The sequence below is a fragment of the Pedobacter punctiformis genome (assembly GCF_027213715.1).
In the GTDB taxonomy this organism is placed as follows: Bacteria; Bacteroidota; Bacteroidia; order Sphingobacteriales; family Sphingobacteriaceae; genus Pedobacter; species Pedobacter punctiformis.
On sequence record NZ_JAPWGM010000007.1, the window covers coordinates 121,221 to 139,478 of the forward strand.

The window sequence follows — 18,258 nt, forward strand, 5'->3', positions numbered from 1 at the left end:
TATTAAAAAGGTAGATATTATCTACATTTGCCAAACCAAAAATTGGTAGTTCTTTAGATATTTATCCAGAAAGACGGAGGGAAAGGCCCTGTGAAGTCTTAGCAACCCCAGAAATGGTAGGTGCTAAATCCTGCTTCTGCAAAGAAGAAAGATAATAAATTTGTTTTCACAAATTATTCTAAAGGATGATCTGATTTACATAAGTATCAATTGAGCCAGATTTTAATTGATTATTTATTTTTTATGAAGAAGTTATCCTTAAGTATCCGAGTTCTCCCAAAGTCATTTGTTAATGACTCAACTTTCAATCAGTACGATTTAATCATGTGCTGTTGCTGTAGCTAGCCTACAGTTTTCTTATCCAAATTTCATATTTAAAGATGACCTGTTTTTTACGGGCAGGGATTCTATTGTTTCAAAAATTATTAAAACACACACGCAAATGTTTCAAAACAGACTTCTACTTTTCGGCCTTTTCTGGCTATTTACAATTTTTAGTCTCTCTGCCCGGGGGCAAGGTAAATTATCGGGTTCGGTAACAGATAAGGCCGATGGATTGCCGATACCGGGTGTTAGTATTCGGGTTGAAGGTAAAAATACAGGTGCCATTACAGATACAAACGGTCAGTTTAGTATTCAGGCAGCCAGTGGTGATGTACTTAGCATCAGTTATATTGGCTATCAAACTCAAACTTTTAAAATAAATAATGCCGGTAAAATTCAGATTGCTTTAGAGCAGGCTAAAAATAATCTTCAGGAAGTTGTAATCACGGCTTTAGGAATTAACAAAGAGAAAAAATCTTTAGGTTATGCCATTCAGGAAGTTAAGGGATCAGATTTAGCCGAAGCGAAAGAAAGTAACCTGGTTAATGCACTGGCTGGAAAAGTAGCCGGTGTAAACATTACCAATAGTCAGGGTAACATGGGGTCATCCCGCATTGTTATCCGTGGCGAAACTTCAATATCAGGCAATAATCAACCTTTATTTGTGGTAGATGGGGTTCCCGTGGATAACTCTCAGTTGGGCGCCGGTGGTTCAAGGGATTTTGCCAATGCCATTTCAGACATTAACTCGGAAGATATAGAAACCATCAGCGTTTTAAAAGGCCCAAATGCCGCGGCTTTATATGGTTCAAGAGCTGCCAATGGGGTTATTATCATCAAAACAAAATCAGGGAAAAGAGGTAAGGCAAGCAGTATTTCTATAAACTCAAGTACAACGTTTGAAGATTTGTTGGTTCTTCCTGAATATCAGGATGTCTTTGGGCAGGGATCAAACGGAGAGTTTAGCTATGTTAACGGTAAAGATAAAGGGGTAAATGATGGTGTTGATGAAAGCTGGGGCCCTAAAATGGACGGACGTTTAATTCCACAGTTCAATTCAAATGGTGTAGCCGTTCCATTTGTTCCACATCCAAATAACGTACGTGATTTTTTTGAAACCGGTCATACTTTAAACAACGGTGTATCATTTACGGGTGGAGGCGATGCTTACAATTACCGCTTCTCGTATAACAATAGTGCCCAAAAAGGAGTAATTCCTAATTCCGAGCTGAACAAAAACAGTTTTGGATTAAATACCAGTTTTGACTTGCTGCCAAAATTGAAGCTTGATTTAAGCGCAAATTATGTACGCACTTCTTCTGATAATTTACCGGGTGCCGGAGGGAAACGTTCAACCAGTACCATGTTGCAGTTTTTATGGTTTGGCCGTCAGGTAGATGTAGGTGCACTTAAAAATTATATTGGTGCCGATGGGCAACCCTTCAACTGGAATAACAGTTATTATAGCAATCCTTATTTCATTGCCTACGAGAATACGGTTGCACAACGCCGCGACCGTTTAATTGGTACAGTGGGCTTAACGTATCAAATCAACAGCACTTTAAAAGCAAATTTTCATACCGGAAATGACTATTACAATGACAGACGTAAATTAAAGGTAGCTTATGGTACTAATGGTACACCTCTGGGCTCTTATCAGGAAGTAGGATATACGGTTAACGAGAACAATACGGAAGCGAGTTTAAGTTTTAACAAACACTTAAATAAAGATTTCAATCTCGATGTTTTAGCCGGAGGAAATTTACGTTCTAAGTTTAACGAAGAAAATAATCAAACTGCTCAGAATTTGGCAGTAGCCGGAATTTATACTTTAAAAAATTCGCGTGACCCGTTAATATCTTCAAACTCCTTTGGCAAACTAAAGGTTTATAGTGTGTTTTCTTCCGCACAACTGGGTTTTAGAGATTATGCCTATTTAAATGTTACGGCCAGAAATGACTGGTCATCTACCTTACCCGCAAAAAATAATTCATATTTCTACCCATCAGTAAATGGAAGCCTTATTTTGAGCGAGGCATTTGACTGGAAAAGTGATGTACTTACCTTTGCAAAGCTTCGTGGAGGTTGGTCCAGAGTTGGTAAAGATACCGACCCTTATCAATTACTTAATACCTATTCATTCAACCCTGTTTTTGGCAGTTATCCTTTATTAAGCCTTACCGACCGCTATCTAAATCCGGATTTAAAACCTGAATACACCAATTCGAGCGAAATAGGATTTGAACTGGCTTTTTTAAAAAGTAGAATCCGCCTGGATGTGAGTGCCTATAACACCAACAGTTTCAACCAGATTTTTAATGCCGATGTAAGTTCCGGAACCGGATTTAGTCAAAAGCTTATCAACGCCGGCCGCATTAATAACAAAGGGGTAGAGGTACAATTAGGGCTTACTCCAGTAAAACAAACTGGTGGCTTACAGTGGGATGTAAATGTTAATTATTCGCTCAACAGAAGCAAAGTAGTAGAACTGGATCCGGAAGGTAATTTCCAGAATGTAATTTTAGGTTCAGGTGGTGTACAGGTTCTGGCCTCAGTTGGTCAGCCTTACGGAACATTATTTGGAACTACTTACCTGCGAAATGCAAATGGTGATATCCTGGTAAATTCAAGCGGTTATGCGCAGGTAGATCCAACCAAACATGTGTTAGGTGTTTATACTCCAAAATGGATTGGAAGCATTAATAACGATTTTAGTTATAAAGGCTTTACCCTCGGCTTTTTAGTTGATGCCAAAGTTGGAGGTTTAATTTATTCAGGTACGCATGCAACAGGTTTTACTACCGGCGTTTTAGCCGAGACTTTGCCGGGTAGAGATGAAGAACACGGCGGTTTACCTTACTATTATCCGGGTAATAACAAAACACTGGCGGCAGTACAGCTAAGCTCGCACAGCAGTACAGCACCGGGTGCCGCGACAGTTTATCATGATGGGGTTATTTTTGATGGGGTTAGAGCCGATGGTTCAAAAAACACCAGCGTTTTATCTGCGCAACAATATTATAAAGCCATTGCCAATGTAAATGAAGCACATGTGTTTAGTGCTACAGCTATTCGTTTACGTGAAGTTAGTCTGGGTTATAACTTACCTAAAAATTTAATTTCTAAAGTTGGTTTAACCAATGCCCGTTTCACTTTAATCGGCAGAAATTTATGGATTATTCATAAAAACGTTCCAAATATCGATCCTGAAACCGCTTTTGCAACAGACAATGCACAAGGTTTAGAATCTTTACAGCTGCCAACAACCAGAAGTTATGGCTTTAGCTTAAATCTTACTTTTTAATTCTATGATCATGATCAAAAAAACATATACCATTGCCCTGAGCTTAATTGTTTTAACCCTGGGCGCCTGCAAAAAAGACCTGCTCGATACCAATAAAAATCCAAATGAGTCAGAAACCGCACAATCTGATTATTTATTAGCCAATGCAATAAAAAGCGCTGCTGATAATTATTACAGTACGGCAAATACTATGGATGCAAGTTTATTATTTATACAATATTGGGCTAAAATTCAATACCCGGATCAGGACCGTTATATTTTTACCAACGGTAGCTTTGAAAGTGGCTGGAAGAGTTTTTACACGCAGAGTTTAGCCGATTTAAATGTGCTGATTAAGCAGGGACAACAGCAAAATAATCCAAATTATACCGCAGTAGGACTAACTTTACGCAGCTGGATATTTTCAGTACTTACAGATGCTTATGGAAGTATACCATACAAAGAAGCATTGGATATTTCTAAGATTACGCCAAAATACGATGATCAGCGTACTGTTTATATCGGTTTAATTGCAGACTTAAAAACAGCTTTAACCACTTATAACCCTTCGGGAAATGCCATTGGAGGCGATCCGGTTTTTGGTGGAAATATTAACAGCTGGCGTAAATTTGCCAATGCGCTTCGTTTTCGTTTGGCATTAAGAATTGCAGACCGTGAACCCGACTTGGCTAAACAAACAATTACTGAAGTATTGGCAGATCCAGCTGGATTAATCAGTACAGAATCAGAATCGGTGCAATTTGTTTATGCAAGTTCTCCAAATCAAAACCCAATTGCTAAAATCTTCGAAACCCGTGATGATTATCGTGTTTCGAAAACACTGGTTGATAAATTAATAGGTTTAAATGATCCGCGTTTGGCTTTTTATGCAAATAAAACGGCTACAGCAACGCCCGAGATTTATGCAGGCTTGCCCAATGGGGTAACCAAAACCAGCAGCTCCCGCTTTGATTTAACCTCTAAACCCGGAAACTTCTTTACAAAAGCATCGGCCCCAGCGGTTATTTTAAGTTATTCGGAATCTTTATTTGACCGGGCAGAAGCCGCTTCGAGGGGATTCTCAACCGAAAATGCGGCTGCTTTATATCAACAAGCCATTACCACGTCTTTTCAATATTATGGAATTGATGGGGCATCTATCCAAGCTTATCTGGCTCAGCCGGCAGTACAATATAATGCTTCAAATTTTCGTAAATCTATTGGAGAGCAAAAATGGATTGCCCTTTTTGGTCAGGGATTAGAAGCTTTTGCAGAATGGCGCAGATTGGATTACCCTCAATTACAGCCTGCAGTAGAAGGTGTATTGGATGGTAAAATTCCGAGCCGTTTTATTTATCCCGGAGGAGAGCAATCTGTAAATAAAGCCAGTTATACCGAAGCGGTTGCCAAACAAGGTCCTGATCTTTTAACCACTAAATTATGGTTCGATGTTAATTAAAATCAAAATTGAAACAATGAAATTATCCCTAAAATTAATTGCTGCTATCGGCCTTGGAGGTCTTAGCAGTGTTTCAGCTCAAACTAAATTAAATCTGACTGGAATCGTTGCACATGCAGAAACCGGAAAAGTGTATTTGCAGAAATTCAGCAATAAAATGTTTACCACAATTGATTCTTCGCAAATTAATAACGGTAAATTTAGCTTTGCCACCGCTGTAGAACTTCCTGAATTATATGGATTAACGTTTGATCAAAACAAAAATCCTTTATATGTTTTCTTAGATAATAAAGCTACAACCGTTAATCTCGATTCGGTAAAATATTATAGAAGCAGTACCGTTTCAGGTTCTGTTGCACAGGATTTATTTAACCAGTACCGTAAAACAAAATCGGTTAAAATAGAAGATTTTATAAAAGAAAATCCTTCATCAATTGTTTCGGCTTATGTTTTGTACCGCGAATGGTCATATCGCTTAACGCCTGCAGAAATTGAACAAAACATTGCAAATCTGGATAGAACTTTGGATAAAACGCCCTACGTTCAGGTATTAAAAGGTTTGGTTCCTGTTTTAAAATCAGTTCAACCCGGAAACCGTGCCCTGGATTTTGAACTACCTGATGCAAATGGCAAAAATGTTAAACTTTCCGATCATTTTGGTAAATACCTGCTGGTTGATTTTTGGGCGTCCTGGTGCCCGCCTTGCCGTGCAGAAAATCCAAATGTGGTTAAGCTTTTCCAAAAATATAAATCAAAGGGCTTTGACGTATTTGGTGTATCACTGGATAAAAGCAAAGAAAATTGGTTAAAAGCAATAAAAGATGATCATTTGGACTGGACACAAGTATCTGATCTTCAGTTTTGGAACAGTGCCGGAGCAAAAATATATGGAGTAATGGCCATTCCGGCTAATGTACTTATAGATCCGAATGGTGTAATTATAGCCCGAAATTTATACGGTGCAGATTTAGAAAAGAAACTGGAAGAAATTTTCAGCGCAAAATAAAGCATAAAAAAACCGGGTCGATTCACCCGGTTTTTTATTTTAATGAGTTTAGTAACCCAGAATTTTTAATACCTGTTTACTGTTTTGTTCTTCTCCAAAAACCTCAAAGTTGAAACTTTCATCCCGGTTTCTTCGAATTAATACATGTTTAGGGCTTGGTAGCAAACAATGGTGAATGCCACCATAACCACTTAAAACCTCCTGATATGCACCCGTGTGGAAGAAACCTAAATACTGTACTTTACGTGTTTTAGGCATAAACACACTGTTCATGTGTGCTTCCTGGTTATAATAATCCTGCCCGTCGCAGGTAATACCCCCTAAGTTTACACGTTCGTATTCTGCATCCCAGTTGTTTACTGGTAAAAGGATATATTTTTGATTTAAAGCCCAAACATCAGGCAGGTTGGTAATAAAAGAACCATCCAGCATTAACCACCTTTCACGGTCATTTTGTTGTTTACGGCCCAATACTTTGTATAAAATGCCCGATGCTTCTGCAACGGTATATTTTCCAAACTCAGTAATAATATCTGGTTCCATTACATCATGAATGGCACAAATTTCTTTTATCCTTTTTACAATTTCGTTTACCATATACTCGTAATCGAAATCAAAAACCAATGAATCTTTAAATGGCATACCGCCACCAATATCCAAAGTATCCAGCTCAGGATTAATTTTTTTGAATTTGCAATATAAGGTTACATATTTCTCCAACTCATTCCAGTAATATGGCGAATCGGTAATGCCTGAGTTGATAAAAAAGTGTAATAATTTAACTTTAAAATTAGGATTGGTAACGATTTTATTGTTGTAAAACTCAATTACATCTTCCATTCTAACACCTAAACGTGAAGTATAAAATTGTGAATCAGGTTGTTCCTCTGCCGCAATACGAATACCCAGATTACATGGTGTATCCATTTCTACCTCGTCATCATAAAGATTAAACTCTTCTTTATTATCCAGTACCGGAATGATGTTTTTATACCCGTCATGCAACATATCAATAATATACTGCTTGTACTGATAGGTTTTAAAACCATTACAAATAATGGTGGTATCCTTAGTTAAATGTCCTTTTTTCTCCAGGGCATCAACCATTGGCATATCAAAAGCTGAAGAAGTTTCTAAGTGAATATTGTTCTTCAGGGCTTCTTCTACAATGTGCCTGAAGTGCGAACTTTTGGTACAGTAGCAATATTTATAATCGCCACGGTAATTGTTCTTTAAAATAGCAGTCTGGAAAAGGATTTTTGCCTGTTGTATTTTCTTACTCACCAAAGGCAAGTAGGTGAAACGTAGGGGAGTACCGTAAGTTTCAATCATTTCCATCAGGTTTAAATCCTGAAAATATAATTCATCGTCTATAACGTCAAAGCCTTCTTGCGGAAAACCAACACTTAGATCAAGAAATTCTGAGTAACTCTGCATTTATGGTTTTAAAATAATTTTTGCAAAAATGTAATTTTAAATTGAGAATTGAACGTTATTGGAAATATTTTTACGCAGGAGAAACGTTTAATTTACCTGCAAATTTACAATGCAGATTGGCAAAGGGTAAAACTCAGATTATTAGGGAGTTTGATTAAGAAGAAATAAACACTTGTTATAGCAAAACTTTAGGGAATTTGAAGGCGAAAGAAATAATAATATATAGCTGAAATAAAAAAAATATTTTTTTAAAGTAATACTGAAGTTCATCCGTCTTCATTAAATAAACCCAAACAAAATTATTAGCAAACTATAAAAAGCTGTTATTATGATCTCGATCTTTAAAACCAATATTCAATCAGATGCAGAGCTAGGAAAAATTGCCAACCATCTAAACAATTTACTCGATGGCGCTACCTGGAGTATCGATTTATCAGATTGTGATAAAATTTTAAGAGTAGAATCTTTTGTTGATAAAAGTGACGATACCGTTTCTTTATTTTCCAGACTAGGGTTCAATTGTGAACGTTTACAAAATTTTTATGCACCGCCAGTTTGGTAATCGCAACTTCAATTGGAGTAATAGCCGTATTTAATTAGGAAAGTAAAACCCTTAATTAACCTATTAATTTGTTTCTGCTGTCCGTTTTACTTTTCCGATGAAAACTGGAAATCGTGTTCACTGCCATCAGGTTTATTAGGCAGTTTTTGGTGCTGCTATTTAAATTTTAACAGCAAATTCCATATAAATTCGTCTTGTTAAAGTGCTGGCAAATGTACTTCTGCAAGCATGCATCTTGCACTGCCGCCACCATTCTTTTCAATGGTATACAATGGAGCATAAATAATCTGGTTATATTGCTCTAAATGAGTGATTTGTGTTGGATTTAAAGCTAGGTATGCCTGCTCAGACATCACCAAAAGGTTTTCGCCCTTATTGTTTTTAACCTGCAACATATTACCCGCAAAGTGGTTCATTTGCTCCAAACTGATTTCTATAATTTTTTTACCACTGTCGATCAGGCGCATTGCAACTTTTTCTTTTTCCTGTACATCCGGAATAGATTCTAAACAAACTACGGCAAAATCGTCAGCTACACACATCATCACATTGGTATGATAAATTGGAAAACGCTCCGCATCTACCGCCTGAAAAGCTACAGGCTGGTAACCTGTTAACATGCAGAAATTATTAAGCACTTCTTCATCCGTACGCACACTTAAACAGGCATAGGCAATTTTATTTGGCCGGTCTAATACCATGCTTCCGGTACCTTCTAAAAAAAGATGCTGTTGTTCGTAAAAACTTAAATCGCTAACGTGATTAACTTCAAACTTAGCTTTTAACTGCTCCAGTATTTCTTTTCTTCTTTCCAGTCTGCGGTTTTCGGAAAACATCGGATATAGATAAACCGACCCATCCTCATGAAAAGAAACCCAATTATTTGGAAAAATAGAATCCGGTTTTTCAGGCTCTAAAGTGTCGTTAACCACCGTAACATCAACCTCATTTTTTCGGAGTAATTCTACAAAGCCATCAAATTCTTTTAATGCCTCGGCCTGTACGTTTTCCTGTGCGGTTGCTTCCTGAAATTTATTGTTTCCTGCTGTTTGCTCATTGAACTTAAAATCAACAGGGCGGATCATTAATATATGATTGGTACTTTGCATGTTTTTGGTTTAGTAGCTTATCAGACTAATTTTCTAAATTATCTCTTAAAATAGGTAAACTCATACAATGGAAACCACCTCTGGCTCTTGATAATTCTGCCGATGGCATTAAAATTAAAGTATCCGTAATGGTATTTGCATCAACCTTACCACTTTCTAAATCCTGGATTAAATCTTTAACATTAACCACATTAAATCCACTTGCCTTAAATGCTTCAACTGTTTTATCATTACGATCGTAACCCAATACAACACCTTCTTTTATCGCTAAAAGATTGCATGAATCTGTCCATTGCTCTCTCGAGTCGTAAGGAAACTGATTGTTGCCGCTGTAAATAATTTTAGTAGGTTCTTTACTTTTTAAATCATTCTGACTGATGTCGTTTAATAAAGCTTCCACATGTTCAAAATGTTTTGGTTCGCCAGGATTTTTTTTGCTAAACTGTATAGCTGTAGTCGCTTCAAGGCGTTCAGGTTCTTTTAAAAAGTTAATCGGCTCATGCGGATTATATTTTGGAGAATGCGCAATCGAATTTAAAATTACCCAGGTATTCCGTTTAACTTGTGTAAAAACGGTATCTAAATGCATATAATCGCGTTTACTCGGAATTTTAACCACGGTTACCTTTTCTACCACGTCATTATCAAATAATAATTTAATTGCTTCGTTGGCACCTTCTTCGGATGTTCTTTCACTGCAACCAATTAAAACATGGTTTGGACTCACCATCATCACATCACCGCCTTCTAAAGTGGTGCGGAACTCTGGTTCATCACCCGGTCTTAAAAAGTGTTGTGTCGGATCAGGGATTTCCAGCACATTATTACGGTAAGATTCAAAAATAGGGTGGTTAAAAAAGATATAACGCATTAAAAGCGTTTCACGAACGCGTGCTTTTTTTGCAGGTTTATTCAGTAAAATATGATTGTTTATCGTCGTTCCAACATCTCTGGTAAAGATTAAATTAGGAATTGGCGCAAAAATCATGGTATCATCAGCCAATGTTCCTGAAATAAAAATTTCGGCCAGTTCCTGCGGCGGTGTTGCTGTAAGCTGCATTTGTAATTTATACGTGCAACCTTCAATAGCAGATACTGCCGCAACTAATTTTTTCCGGATAGATTCATTTTCCAGCACCTGGCTCAAAAGATTTTGAACCTCAATTACAGCATCAGAATTGTGGAAATCAGGGTGATTGGGCTTATAAAAACTCCTGTTAGCTTCTTCAGAATCAATTTGAACCAGCTTTCCTTTAATTTTTTCGGGGTCCAGAAAATACATCAGTAATTTGATGTAGTAATCATATTCATCTTTACGAATGGTATCCAGGTGTACAATATCTTCAAAAAGCCAGTCTTGCGCTTTTGATGGGACTACCTTGCCTAAACCACTATCGGGGCTGTGGACTAATAATTTGCGTAACCTGCCGATTTCTGTGTTAACACCTACTTTAAAATTTTGATTCTGCTCGCTCATAAATAAATTAGTTGTTACAAATCTATCAGAAAAATTCAGATATGAGAATTGATATCGAAGATTTGAGAACAGCTTAATGTAAGGAATTTTGTTTATTGCACAGCGCTGAGCACATAAACCTTTTAGAAGCGGCAGCTCCCGTTCCAATTCTTCATCAGAATTAGGGACTATAGCGGAAAGAAGGGCTACGGGAACTGTTAAGCACAAAGGCAGCTTTCCAATACTTGGTTAAAATTGACAGACTGACCCTAAAACCTTTCCATTTTAGGCTTTCCTGCTTCCACCTTTTTTCATTATTTTTGGCCATGAATTTTATTATTTCCGAAGCACAGCAGGCCATTAAAAAACTTTACAACGAAGAAGTAGCTGAAAGTGTAATCAACATACAAGAAACCCGTAAAGAATTTGAAGGGCAGGTAACAATTGTTGCTTTTCCAATTATACGCTACTCTAAAAAATTGCCTGAGCAAACTGCAAATGAGCTTGGTGAGTATTTGGTAGCCAATGTTGCTGAGGTTACAAAATTTAATGTCGTTAAAGGATTTCTAAATTTAAGCATAGCCGAAAGTTATTTTCTTAACCTGTTTAACAAGGAAATTTTAAGCCCTGATTTTGGTGTATACCAACCCAACGGTAAAAAAGTAATGGTTGAGTATTCTTCGCCAAATACCAATAAACCTTTGCATTTAGGCCACGTACGTAATAATTTATTGGGTTATTCGGTAGCCGAATTGCTTAAAGCTTACGGTTATGAAGTAGTAAAGGTAAATTTAGTTAACGACAGAGGAATTCACATTTGTAAATCAATGCTGGCCTGGCAAAAATGGGGCAATGGTGAAACACCTGAAAGCTCTGGCTTAAAAGGCGATCATTTGGTAGGGAAATATTATGTGATTTTTGATAAAGAGTATAAAAAAGAAATAGAAGCCCTGAAAGCTGAAGGCAGCACTGAAGAAGATGCCAAAAAGAATGCCCCGCTTATTAAAGAAGCACAGCAAATGTTGCAACAATGGGAAGCTGGTGATGCAGCAGTAATTGCACTTTGGGAAAAAATGAATGGTTGGGTGTATCAGGGTTTTGATGTAACTTATAAAAATCTGGGCGTTGATTTTGATAAATTTTATTACGAAAGTGACACCTATTTGTTAGGAAAAGATACCATTAACGAAGGTCTTGAAAAAGGTGTTTTCTTTAAAAAAGAGGATGGTTCGGTATGGATAGACTTAACCGCTGATGGTTTAGATCAGAAACTGGTTTTACGTGCCGATGGAACTTCGGTTTACATTACACAGGATTTGGGTACTGCCGAAAAGAAATTTGAAGATTTCGGTATGGATGAATCCATTTATGTTGTTGGAAATGAGCAGGATTACCATTTTAAGGTTTTATTCCTCATTTTAGAAAAACTGGGTAAAACCTGGGCAAAAGGTCTCTATCATTTATCTTACGGTATGGTTGATTTACCAAACGGAAAAATGAAAAGCCGTGAAGGAACGGTGGTTGATGCCGATGAATTAATCAGTGATATGATTACTACGGCTCGTGAAAAAACTGAAGAATTGGGTAAAACCAATGATTTTACAGATGTGGAGAAAGACGAATTATATAAAAATATTGGATTAGGTGCTTTAAAATATTTTCTTTTAAAAGTAGAACCTAAAAAACGTTTACTTTTCGATCCGAATGAAAGTATTGACTTTCAGGGGCACACCGGGCCATTTATTCAATATACCCATGCCCGTATTAAATCCTTATTGAGTAAAGCAGGTTATGTGTTTAAAACCGGAAATCAAGACTTCGGAAACATAATGCCTGTAGAGCTGGAAATGATTATACAGTTGGCTAAATATCCTGAAGAACTAGAAACCGCTGCTAAAGCACATAGCCCGGCAAGCTTGGCTAATTACCTTTTTGAACTGGCCAAATTATTTAATAAGTTTTACCATGACGTACCTCCAATTGTGAAAACAGAAGAAGGAGAGGAGAAACAATTTCGTTTAAACCTTTGTAAAAAAACAGCCGATATTATTAAATCGGGCATGTTAATTTTGGGCATTGCTTCGCCTGAGCGTATGTAGATTGGTTATTGCTTAGTTTGTTTGAAGAATTTAACAAGTACCTGCAGAAATGTATGTATCTCATGGTTAATTAAATAAACTTTAAAATAAAAAAAATCCCCGGTCAATGCGACAGGGGATTTTTCTTTTAAAATGTTTTACAATCTTAAAGTTCCTTTTCAATACCCGGTTTAACAGGTACTGGTTTTTTCTTTCTGAATGAAGAGAAAGACATTGGGCTTTTAGCAGGTCGTTCATCGCCCAATAAAACACCCCATTGTTTAAACATTTCGGTACGATCGAAAATAATTTTCAATACAGCTACAATAGGCAGGGCCAGAAACATGCCTGATACCCCCGCGATGCTTCCACCAATAAATACCCCTAAAATGGCAAATAAAGCATTAATTTTTACTTTAGAGCCTACAATTCGTGGCATTAAAATATTGTTATCCAAAAACTGAACAAAAGCAATAACCCCTAAAACAGTTACTACAGGCCATAACTCTTGCGAAGAAGTTAAAGTAAGCAGCACACCAATAATATTTCCAATTAAAGCACCCACATAAGGAATCAGGTTTAACATGGCAAATATTACCCCAATTAATAAGGCATGTTTTATACCAATCAACATTAAAATACCACCCAGCAAAATGGTCATGTAAGAAATCTGGATCAATAAACCAATCAGGTAACTTTTTATAATCGATTCAGTTTCATAAATGGCTTCCTTTACTTTAGGATGATGATCCGTTTTAAACCACATGAAAATAAATTTCAATAAAATGTCTTTATAAAAAAGCATTAAATAGATGTAAATCGGTAATAAACCAATAAAAACAAATACCCCGCTCAGGGTTAATGCAGCCCCACCAGCAAGTTTACCTCCCATGTTCAGCAAGTCGTTGCTCTTATCATCTATAAATTTTAATTGCTCTGTGGTAGAGTAGTGGGTAAGCTGGCTCACCCATTCGCTCAGCGATTTTAAGTGCAGAGCAACATTCTTTTTAATTTGAGGAAAATCTTTCACCAAAGCGCCAATCTGGTTGGAAAAAAACCAAACAATAAGGCCAACAAAAAGGGCAACCAATACAATGGGTAAAATAATAGATAAACTTTCGGGTACTTTTTTTCTTCTTAAAAAACGATAAACAGGTAGCAGCATAATGCTAACGAAAAAGGCCATTAATATGGGCATTATAATGTCGCGGCCAATTACAATTACTGCTACGACGGCCATCAGGCCAAGTAATTCTATCGATCGCTTAACCGTTAAAGGAAAGTTGTTGGTCATAATATCGCTTATTTGATTTTCAGGTTTAAACACCATTAATTTAAAAATGTTTTCCCAATTCACAATGGAAACCACAATTTATAAATAATAAGGTCTTTTATTTCAATTTCCTTCTGTTAAATTATAACCGGTAAATGATAAAAAAGTAGCCATCATAAATGATAAAGCCATAGATAAACCCTATTTTTGCAGCTTTCAGAGAATAATATGAATCATCAGGATACTATCATTGCTTTATCAACACCTCCGGGTTCAGGTGCCATTGGCGTCATCCGTCTTTCAGGCCCCCAAGCCATCAGCCTGACCAATACGGTTTTTGCAGGTAAAGATTTAGAAAAACAAACCACACATACTTTACATTTTGGTTTGGTTAAAGATGGCGATCAGATTATTGATGAAGTAGTGGCAGGTTTATACGTTGCTCCAAAATCTTATACCAAAGAAAACGTAGTGGAAATTTCTTGTCATGGTTCAAACTATATTATTCAGCAAATTATTAGCCTGTTAATCAGCAAAGGAGCAAGGGCGGCTAAACCAGGTGAATTTACTTTACGTGCTTTTTTAAATGGAGCCTTTGATTTAAGTCAGGCCGAAGCCGTAGCCGATTTAATTGCATCTAACTCTAAAGCTTCTCATGATGTAGCCATGCAGCAAATGCGTGGTGGTTTTGCCAATGAGCTTAAAGCCCTTCGGGAACAATTGATTCATTTTGCTTCCATGATTGAATTGGAGCTCGATTTTGCCGAAGAAGATGTAGAATTTGCCAACCGCGATCAGTTGCGTAACCTAGTTACCAAAATTAATTACGTTTTGCGTCGCCTGATCTCTTCTTTTGAATTGGGTAACGTAATCAAAAACGGAGTACCTATTGTAATTGCGGGTAAACCCAATGTAGGTAAATCCACCTTGTTGAATGCTTTATTAAACGAAGAAAGGGCCATTGTGTCTGATATTGCCGGTACTACCCGTGATACCATAGAAGACGAATTAACCATTGGTGGCATTGTTTTCCGTTTTATCGATACGGCCGGAATCCGTGATACGGCTGATATTATTGAAGCCTTAGGTGTAGAGCGCACCCTTGAAAAAATGAAACAGGCTAAGCTCATTATTTACATGGCCGATGTTGCCCAAACGCCGGCAGAAATAGAAGAACAGCTCAAGGGCCTAAATAAATTGGAAATTCCTTATTTAATTCTTTTAAACAAAGCCGATTTATTAAGCCCCCAACAGCATGAAGCATTTGCAAAACTCAATGTAGTCTTCATCTCTGCTAAAGAAAAATCAGGTATCGATGAATTAAAAGAAACCTTATTAGAACAGGTTAACCTGCATCATATTAATACCAGTGAAACATTGGTAACCAATATCCGCCATGTAGAAGCCCTTAAACAAACTGAAAATGCCTTGCAAAGGGTGCTAGATAATGTTGATAATCCAGTTACTTCTGACTTTCTGGCTATGGATATTAAGCAAGCTTTACATTATTTAGGAGAAATAACAGGTACGGTTACTACAGACGATTTACTGGAAAATATATTTACGAAGTTTTGTATCGGAAAGTAATAAACGATAAATAACGATAATAATCGCTAATTAAAACCTATTAAAAACCTTATAATCAATGATTATGAGGTTTTTTATTTCTTGATGATTTTTTATTTTTTTGTACCTTTCGTTAATATTTGTACCTTTATTAGGATATTTTTAAAAAAGTACAAATAAATACAGCTTTTGAAAAGGTTGGGAGAAATTATGAAACATTCTGAAACATCAGGAAACACGCAGAAACAAATAGAAACAATTTAAATGAGTTCGAATATCAGACTGAATAGATTTTGCGAAGAGTGTAACACATTATTTGTTGCAAAGACTACAGTTACACGATTTTGTAGTAGGTCTTGTAATGGTAAAAATCTTAAGGGCAAAATCAAGCTTTTAAAAATTCAGTCTAGTAATCAAGAAACTGAAAAAAGAATAGAACAACCTAAGAAAGAGCTTGCCGAAATGCAATACTTAACAATTCAAGATACATGTAAATTATTGAATATAAGTAGGACTACTCTTTGGCGGTTGCTAAATCAAAAGGTTATAACGTCTCATAATTTAAGAGGTCGAAAAATTATTCAAAGAGTAGAGTTAAACAAATTATTTGTAAACGAATGAAGCAGAGCCACACAGTTAAACTAAGGGAAAAGAAATTGAATGATGGGCGATTAAGCCTTTATTTAGATTTTTACCCACCAGTTTATATTCCCGAAACAGGCAAAGAAACTCGTAGGGAGTTTTTAAAAATTTATCTTTTTGAAAAACCTACAAATGCAATTCAGAAAGAACATAATCATGTCTGTAAAACAAAGGCAGAAAGTATTCGTGCTGAAAGAAGTTTGCAGTTCATTAATAAAAGCTTTGATTTTACAGACCGTTTATCCTCAAAAATGGATTTTCTTGCCTATTTCGAGCAAAAGGTTAAGAAACGTAACTCCTCAAAAGGCAATTCTGATAACTGGCTTGGCTCATTTAAATATTTAAAGCTTTTTACAGGTGGCAGATGTACGTTTGGGGAAGTAGATGAAAGATTTTGTGAGGGTTTTAAGGAATTTTTAAAAAACGTAAAATCCCTCAAATCTGATACCGTTGGATTAGCACAAAACTCCCAGTACAGTTATTTTAATAAGTTTAGAGCTTGTGTGAAAGAGGCTTTTGAAGAGCGATTGTTTTCTATTAATCCAATTCTTCGAGTTAAAGGTATTCCGCAAGGAGAAAGTGAAAGGGAATATCTTACAATTGAGGAATTGAAAGCACTTTTTGATACCGACTGTGAACCAAACATTTTGAAACGAGCATCTATATTTTGTGCTTTAACAGGTTTAAGATGGTCTGATATGATTAAGCTAACTTGGAGAGAGGTTCAGCATTCCGAGCAAGACGGATACTTTATTCGTTTTACACAGCAAAAAACAAGTTCTAATGAAACACTGCCAATTGCTGACCAAGCTTATGACCAGTTAGGCGAAAGAGGTAATTTAGAAGATAGAGTTTTTAAAGGTTTGAAATATTCTGCTTATACCAATGTTCAATTGGCACGTTGGGTAATGAGTGCAGGAATAACTAAGAAGATTACTTTCCACTGTTTTAGGCATACTTATGCTACTTTGCAGTTAACTATGGGGACAGATATTTATACAGTATCAAAACTCTTAGGACATAGGCATTTAAAAACCACAGAAGTTTATGCAAAGGTTATAGATAAAAAGAAAGTTGATGCATCTAAACGTATTGTTCTATAAATTTACATGGAAGATTTAAATAGTCCCGTAGCTTACATTGAAGTAAATAACTCACTTGATAGTTTTATCGCCAAGGCTCATTTTTCTAATTCATTTAAAGACATTGCAGAAAGATTTTATATAATCTATCATATGCTTTCAAGGAGATATTTTGATGCAAGGAATATGAGTGTCAACGCTGTCAAGTATGAGATTACTTTCATTTCTAGCAATTTAGAAATTAGCCCTTTAAAATTTGTTGGCGTAATTCAAGATGCAGATGATTTGCTTTCATTCTTAAGAGTTATGAAAATTAATTTAATGGATTTTATAAATGTCTTTTTAGAATTTATGAAAGCTAGCAAGATTTTACGTCTTCTTTATGCTTACGAACTTTCTACAAAGGAAACAATTACAAAGTATCCAAATTTAGCAAATACAATTATTCAAGACTGTTTAAATGATTTTTTGAAATTTTTTCATGATAAAATTGTGTATTATGAAAAAGTCTTACGGCTTGATAGTTATGATCAATTTATTCATTTAAAAGACCCTGATAGAATTGAAGACGTTAAGTTGTATAATTTAAATGAAAATGAGTTTAATCAGATTGTAGATTTTTTTTCCACATTAGTTTTATATGGCCAACATTCAGAAGTTAAAGAAGAACTAGCTAATATATTCTCAGGAAGACCACGTTTAGACTATCTAACTTTACGAGGACAAAAAAATCAAATCGCCGATATTTTTTATCAGTTACATAAAAATGAAAAAGTTGATGCTAAAAATATAGTTACTTACAAGTATTGGATAAATGCAAGATTTAGGATTGCATCCGAAGGTAAGATTGATATTTTAAGGCCTACTTTAGATGAAGTCTTTAAAGGTAAGGGTGTAGTAACTAAAAAGAAAAGGCCAACACTTCCAGAATTTTTAAAGTATCACATAGTTAAAAAGAAATAAGCCCCGAAAACCGATTAG

At 36.1% G+C, this 18,258-nt stretch carries 13 protein-coding genes and 1 riboswitch; of the genes, 9 read left to right on the plus strand and 4 right to left on the minus strand.

Annotation, left to right across the window (positions count from 1 at the left end; all coding sequences use genetic code 11):
* Positions 1-58: 58 nt before the first annotated feature.
* Positions 59-158: riboswitch (SAM riboswitch) on the plus strand.
* A 284-nt stretch (positions 159-442) separates the two neighbouring features.
* From O0955_RS17580 to O0955_RS17590, 3 genes are read left to right on the plus strand one after another with little or no spacing between them, the layout of a single operon-like run.
* Positions 443-3,628: a SusC/RagA family TonB-linked outer membrane protein gene (locus O0955_RS17580; protein ID WP_269428871.1), complete on the plus strand. Its 3,186-nt coding sequence runs from the start codon at positions 443-445 to the stop codon at positions 3,626-3,628.
* A 10-nt stretch (positions 3,629-3,638) separates the two neighbouring features.
* Entirely contained in the window at positions 3,639-5,066 is a 1,428-nt protein-coding gene (locus tag O0955_RS17585) for a SusD/RagB family nutrient-binding outer membrane lipoprotein (RefSeq protein WP_269428872.1), read from the plus strand.
* Between the two features lie 16 nt (positions 5,067-5,082).
* On the plus strand, positions 5,083-6,072 hold the full coding sequence (locus O0955_RS17590) for a TlpA disulfide reductase family protein (protein ID WP_269428873.1): 990 nt from the start codon (positions 5,083-5,085) through the stop codon (positions 6,070-6,072).
* A gap of 48 nt (positions 6,073-6,120) precedes the next feature.
* Here the strand turns inward: O0955_RS17590 and O0955_RS17595 are convergent, their stop codons facing one another.
* Positions 6,121-7,509, minus strand: a complete 1,389-nt coding sequence (locus O0955_RS17595; RefSeq protein ID WP_269428874.1) for an arginine decarboxylase — start codon at positions 7,507-7,509, stop codon at positions 6,121-6,123.
* A gap of 328 nt (positions 7,510-7,837) precedes the next feature.
* On the opposite strand from O0955_RS17595, the gene O0955_RS17600 reads away from it, so the two are divergent.
* Positions 7,838-8,071: a hypothetical protein gene (locus O0955_RS17600; RefSeq protein WP_269428875.1), complete on the plus strand. Its 234-nt coding sequence runs from the start codon at positions 7,838-7,840 to the stop codon at positions 8,069-8,071.
* Positions 8,072-8,268: 197 nt separating this feature from the next.
* Here O0955_RS17600 and ctlX read toward each other — a convergent pair whose 3' ends face one another.
* Entirely contained in the window at positions 8,269-9,180 is a 912-nt protein-coding gene (gene ctlX / locus O0955_RS17605) for a citrulline utilization hydrolase CtlX (protein ID WP_269428876.1), read from the minus strand.
* Positions 9,181-9,205: 25 nt separating this feature from the next.
* Positions 9,206-10,657 carry an arginine deiminase family protein gene (locus tag O0955_RS17610; protein WP_269428877.1) on the minus strand — a complete coding sequence of 484 codons (1,452 nt, stop codon included), beginning with the start codon at positions 10,655-10,657 and terminating at the stop codon, positions 9,206-9,208.
* A 305-nt stretch (positions 10,658-10,962) separates the two neighbouring features.
* Here O0955_RS17610 and argS point away from each other — a divergent pair, with 305 nt between their 5' ends.
* Positions 10,963-12,735, plus strand: coding sequence for an arginine--tRNA ligase (gene argS / locus O0955_RS17615; protein WP_269428878.1), 1,773 nt, complete (start codon positions 10,963-10,965; stop codon positions 12,733-12,735).
* Between the two features lie 145 nt (positions 12,736-12,880).
* On the opposite strand, the gene O0955_RS17620 is transcribed toward argS, so the two are convergent.
* The gene (locus tag O0955_RS17620; protein ID WP_269428879.1) at positions 12,881-14,008 is read right to left on the minus strand and encodes an AI-2E family transporter; all 1,128 of its coding nucleotides are present in this window, start codon (positions 14,006-14,008) and stop codon (positions 12,881-12,883) included.
* A gap of 207 nt (positions 14,009-14,215) precedes the next feature.
* Here O0955_RS17620 and mnmE point away from each other — a divergent pair, with 207 nt between their 5' ends.
* From mnmE to O0955_RS17635, 4 genes are all read left to right on the plus strand, one after another.
* A complete protein-coding gene (gene mnmE / locus O0955_RS17625) occupies positions 14,216-15,574 on the plus strand; it encodes a tRNA uridine-5-carboxymethylaminomethyl(34) synthesis GTPase MnmE (RefSeq protein ID WP_269428880.1) in 1,359 nt (452 codons plus the stop codon).
* A gap of 441 nt (positions 15,575-16,015) precedes the next feature.
* Positions 16,016-16,174, plus strand: a complete 159-nt coding sequence (locus tag O0955_RS18230) for a helix-turn-helix domain-containing protein (RefSeq protein WP_428982472.1) — start codon at positions 16,016-16,018, stop codon at positions 16,172-16,174.
* Positions 16,171-17,298, plus strand: coding sequence for a site-specific integrase (locus O0955_RS17630; protein WP_269428881.1), 1,128 nt, complete (start codon positions 16,171-16,173; stop codon positions 17,296-17,298). Before O0955_RS18230 ends, O0955_RS17630 begins: the two co-directional genes overlap by 4 nt.
* Positions 17,299-17,304: 6 nt before the next feature.
* Complete coding sequence (locus O0955_RS17635) at positions 17,305-18,240, plus strand: hypothetical protein (RefSeq protein ID WP_269428882.1); 936 nt, start codon at positions 17,305-17,307, stop codon at positions 18,238-18,240.
* Positions 18,241-18,258: the final 18 nt, after the last annotated feature.

Bases quoted from the DNA above. Each gene is read 5' to 3' on its own strand.
- O0955_RS17580 (WP_269428871.1), top strand. From the start codon at position 443: ATGTTTCAAAACAGACTTCTACTTTTCGGCCTTTTCTGGCTATTTACA.
- O0955_RS17585 (WP_269428872.1), top strand. From the start codon at position 3,639: ATGATCAAAAAAACATATACCATTGCCCTGAGCTTAATTGTTTTAACC.
- O0955_RS17590 (WP_269428873.1), top strand. From the start codon at position 5,083: ATGAAATTATCCCTAAAATTAATTGCTGCTATCGGCCTTGGAGGTCTT.
- O0955_RS17595 (WP_269428874.1), bottom strand. From the start codon at position 7,509: ATGCAGAGTTACTCAGAATTTCTTGATCTAAGTGTTGGTTTTCCGCAA.
- O0955_RS17600 (WP_269428875.1), top strand. From the start codon at position 7,838: ATGATCTCGATCTTTAAAACCAATATTCAATCAGATGCAGAGCTAGGA.
- ctlX (WP_269428876.1), bottom strand. From the start codon at position 9,180: ATGCAAAGTACCAATCATATATTAATGATCCGCCCTGTTGATTTTAAG.
- O0955_RS17610 (WP_269428877.1), bottom strand. From the start codon at position 10,657: ATGAGCGAGCAGAATCAAAATTTTAAAGTAGGTGTTAACACAGAAATC.
- argS (WP_269428878.1), top strand. From the start codon at position 10,963: ATGAATTTTATTATTTCCGAAGCACAGCAGGCCATTAAAAAACTTTAC.
- O0955_RS17620 (WP_269428879.1), bottom strand. From the start codon at position 14,008: ATGACCAACAACTTTCCTTTAACGGTTAAGCGATCGATAGAATTACTT.
- mnmE (WP_269428880.1), top strand. From the start codon at position 14,216: ATGAATCATCAGGATACTATCATTGCTTTATCAACACCTCCGGGTTCA.
- O0955_RS18230 (WP_428982472.1), top strand. From the start codon at position 16,016: ATGCAATACTTAACAATTCAAGATACATGTAAATTATTGAATATAAGT.
- O0955_RS17630 (WP_269428881.1), top strand. From the start codon at position 16,171: ATGAAGCAGAGCCACACAGTTAAACTAAGGGAAAAGAAATTGAATGAT.
- O0955_RS17635 (WP_269428882.1), top strand. From the start codon at position 17,305: ATGGAAGATTTAAATAGTCCCGTAGCTTACATTGAAGTAAATAACTCA.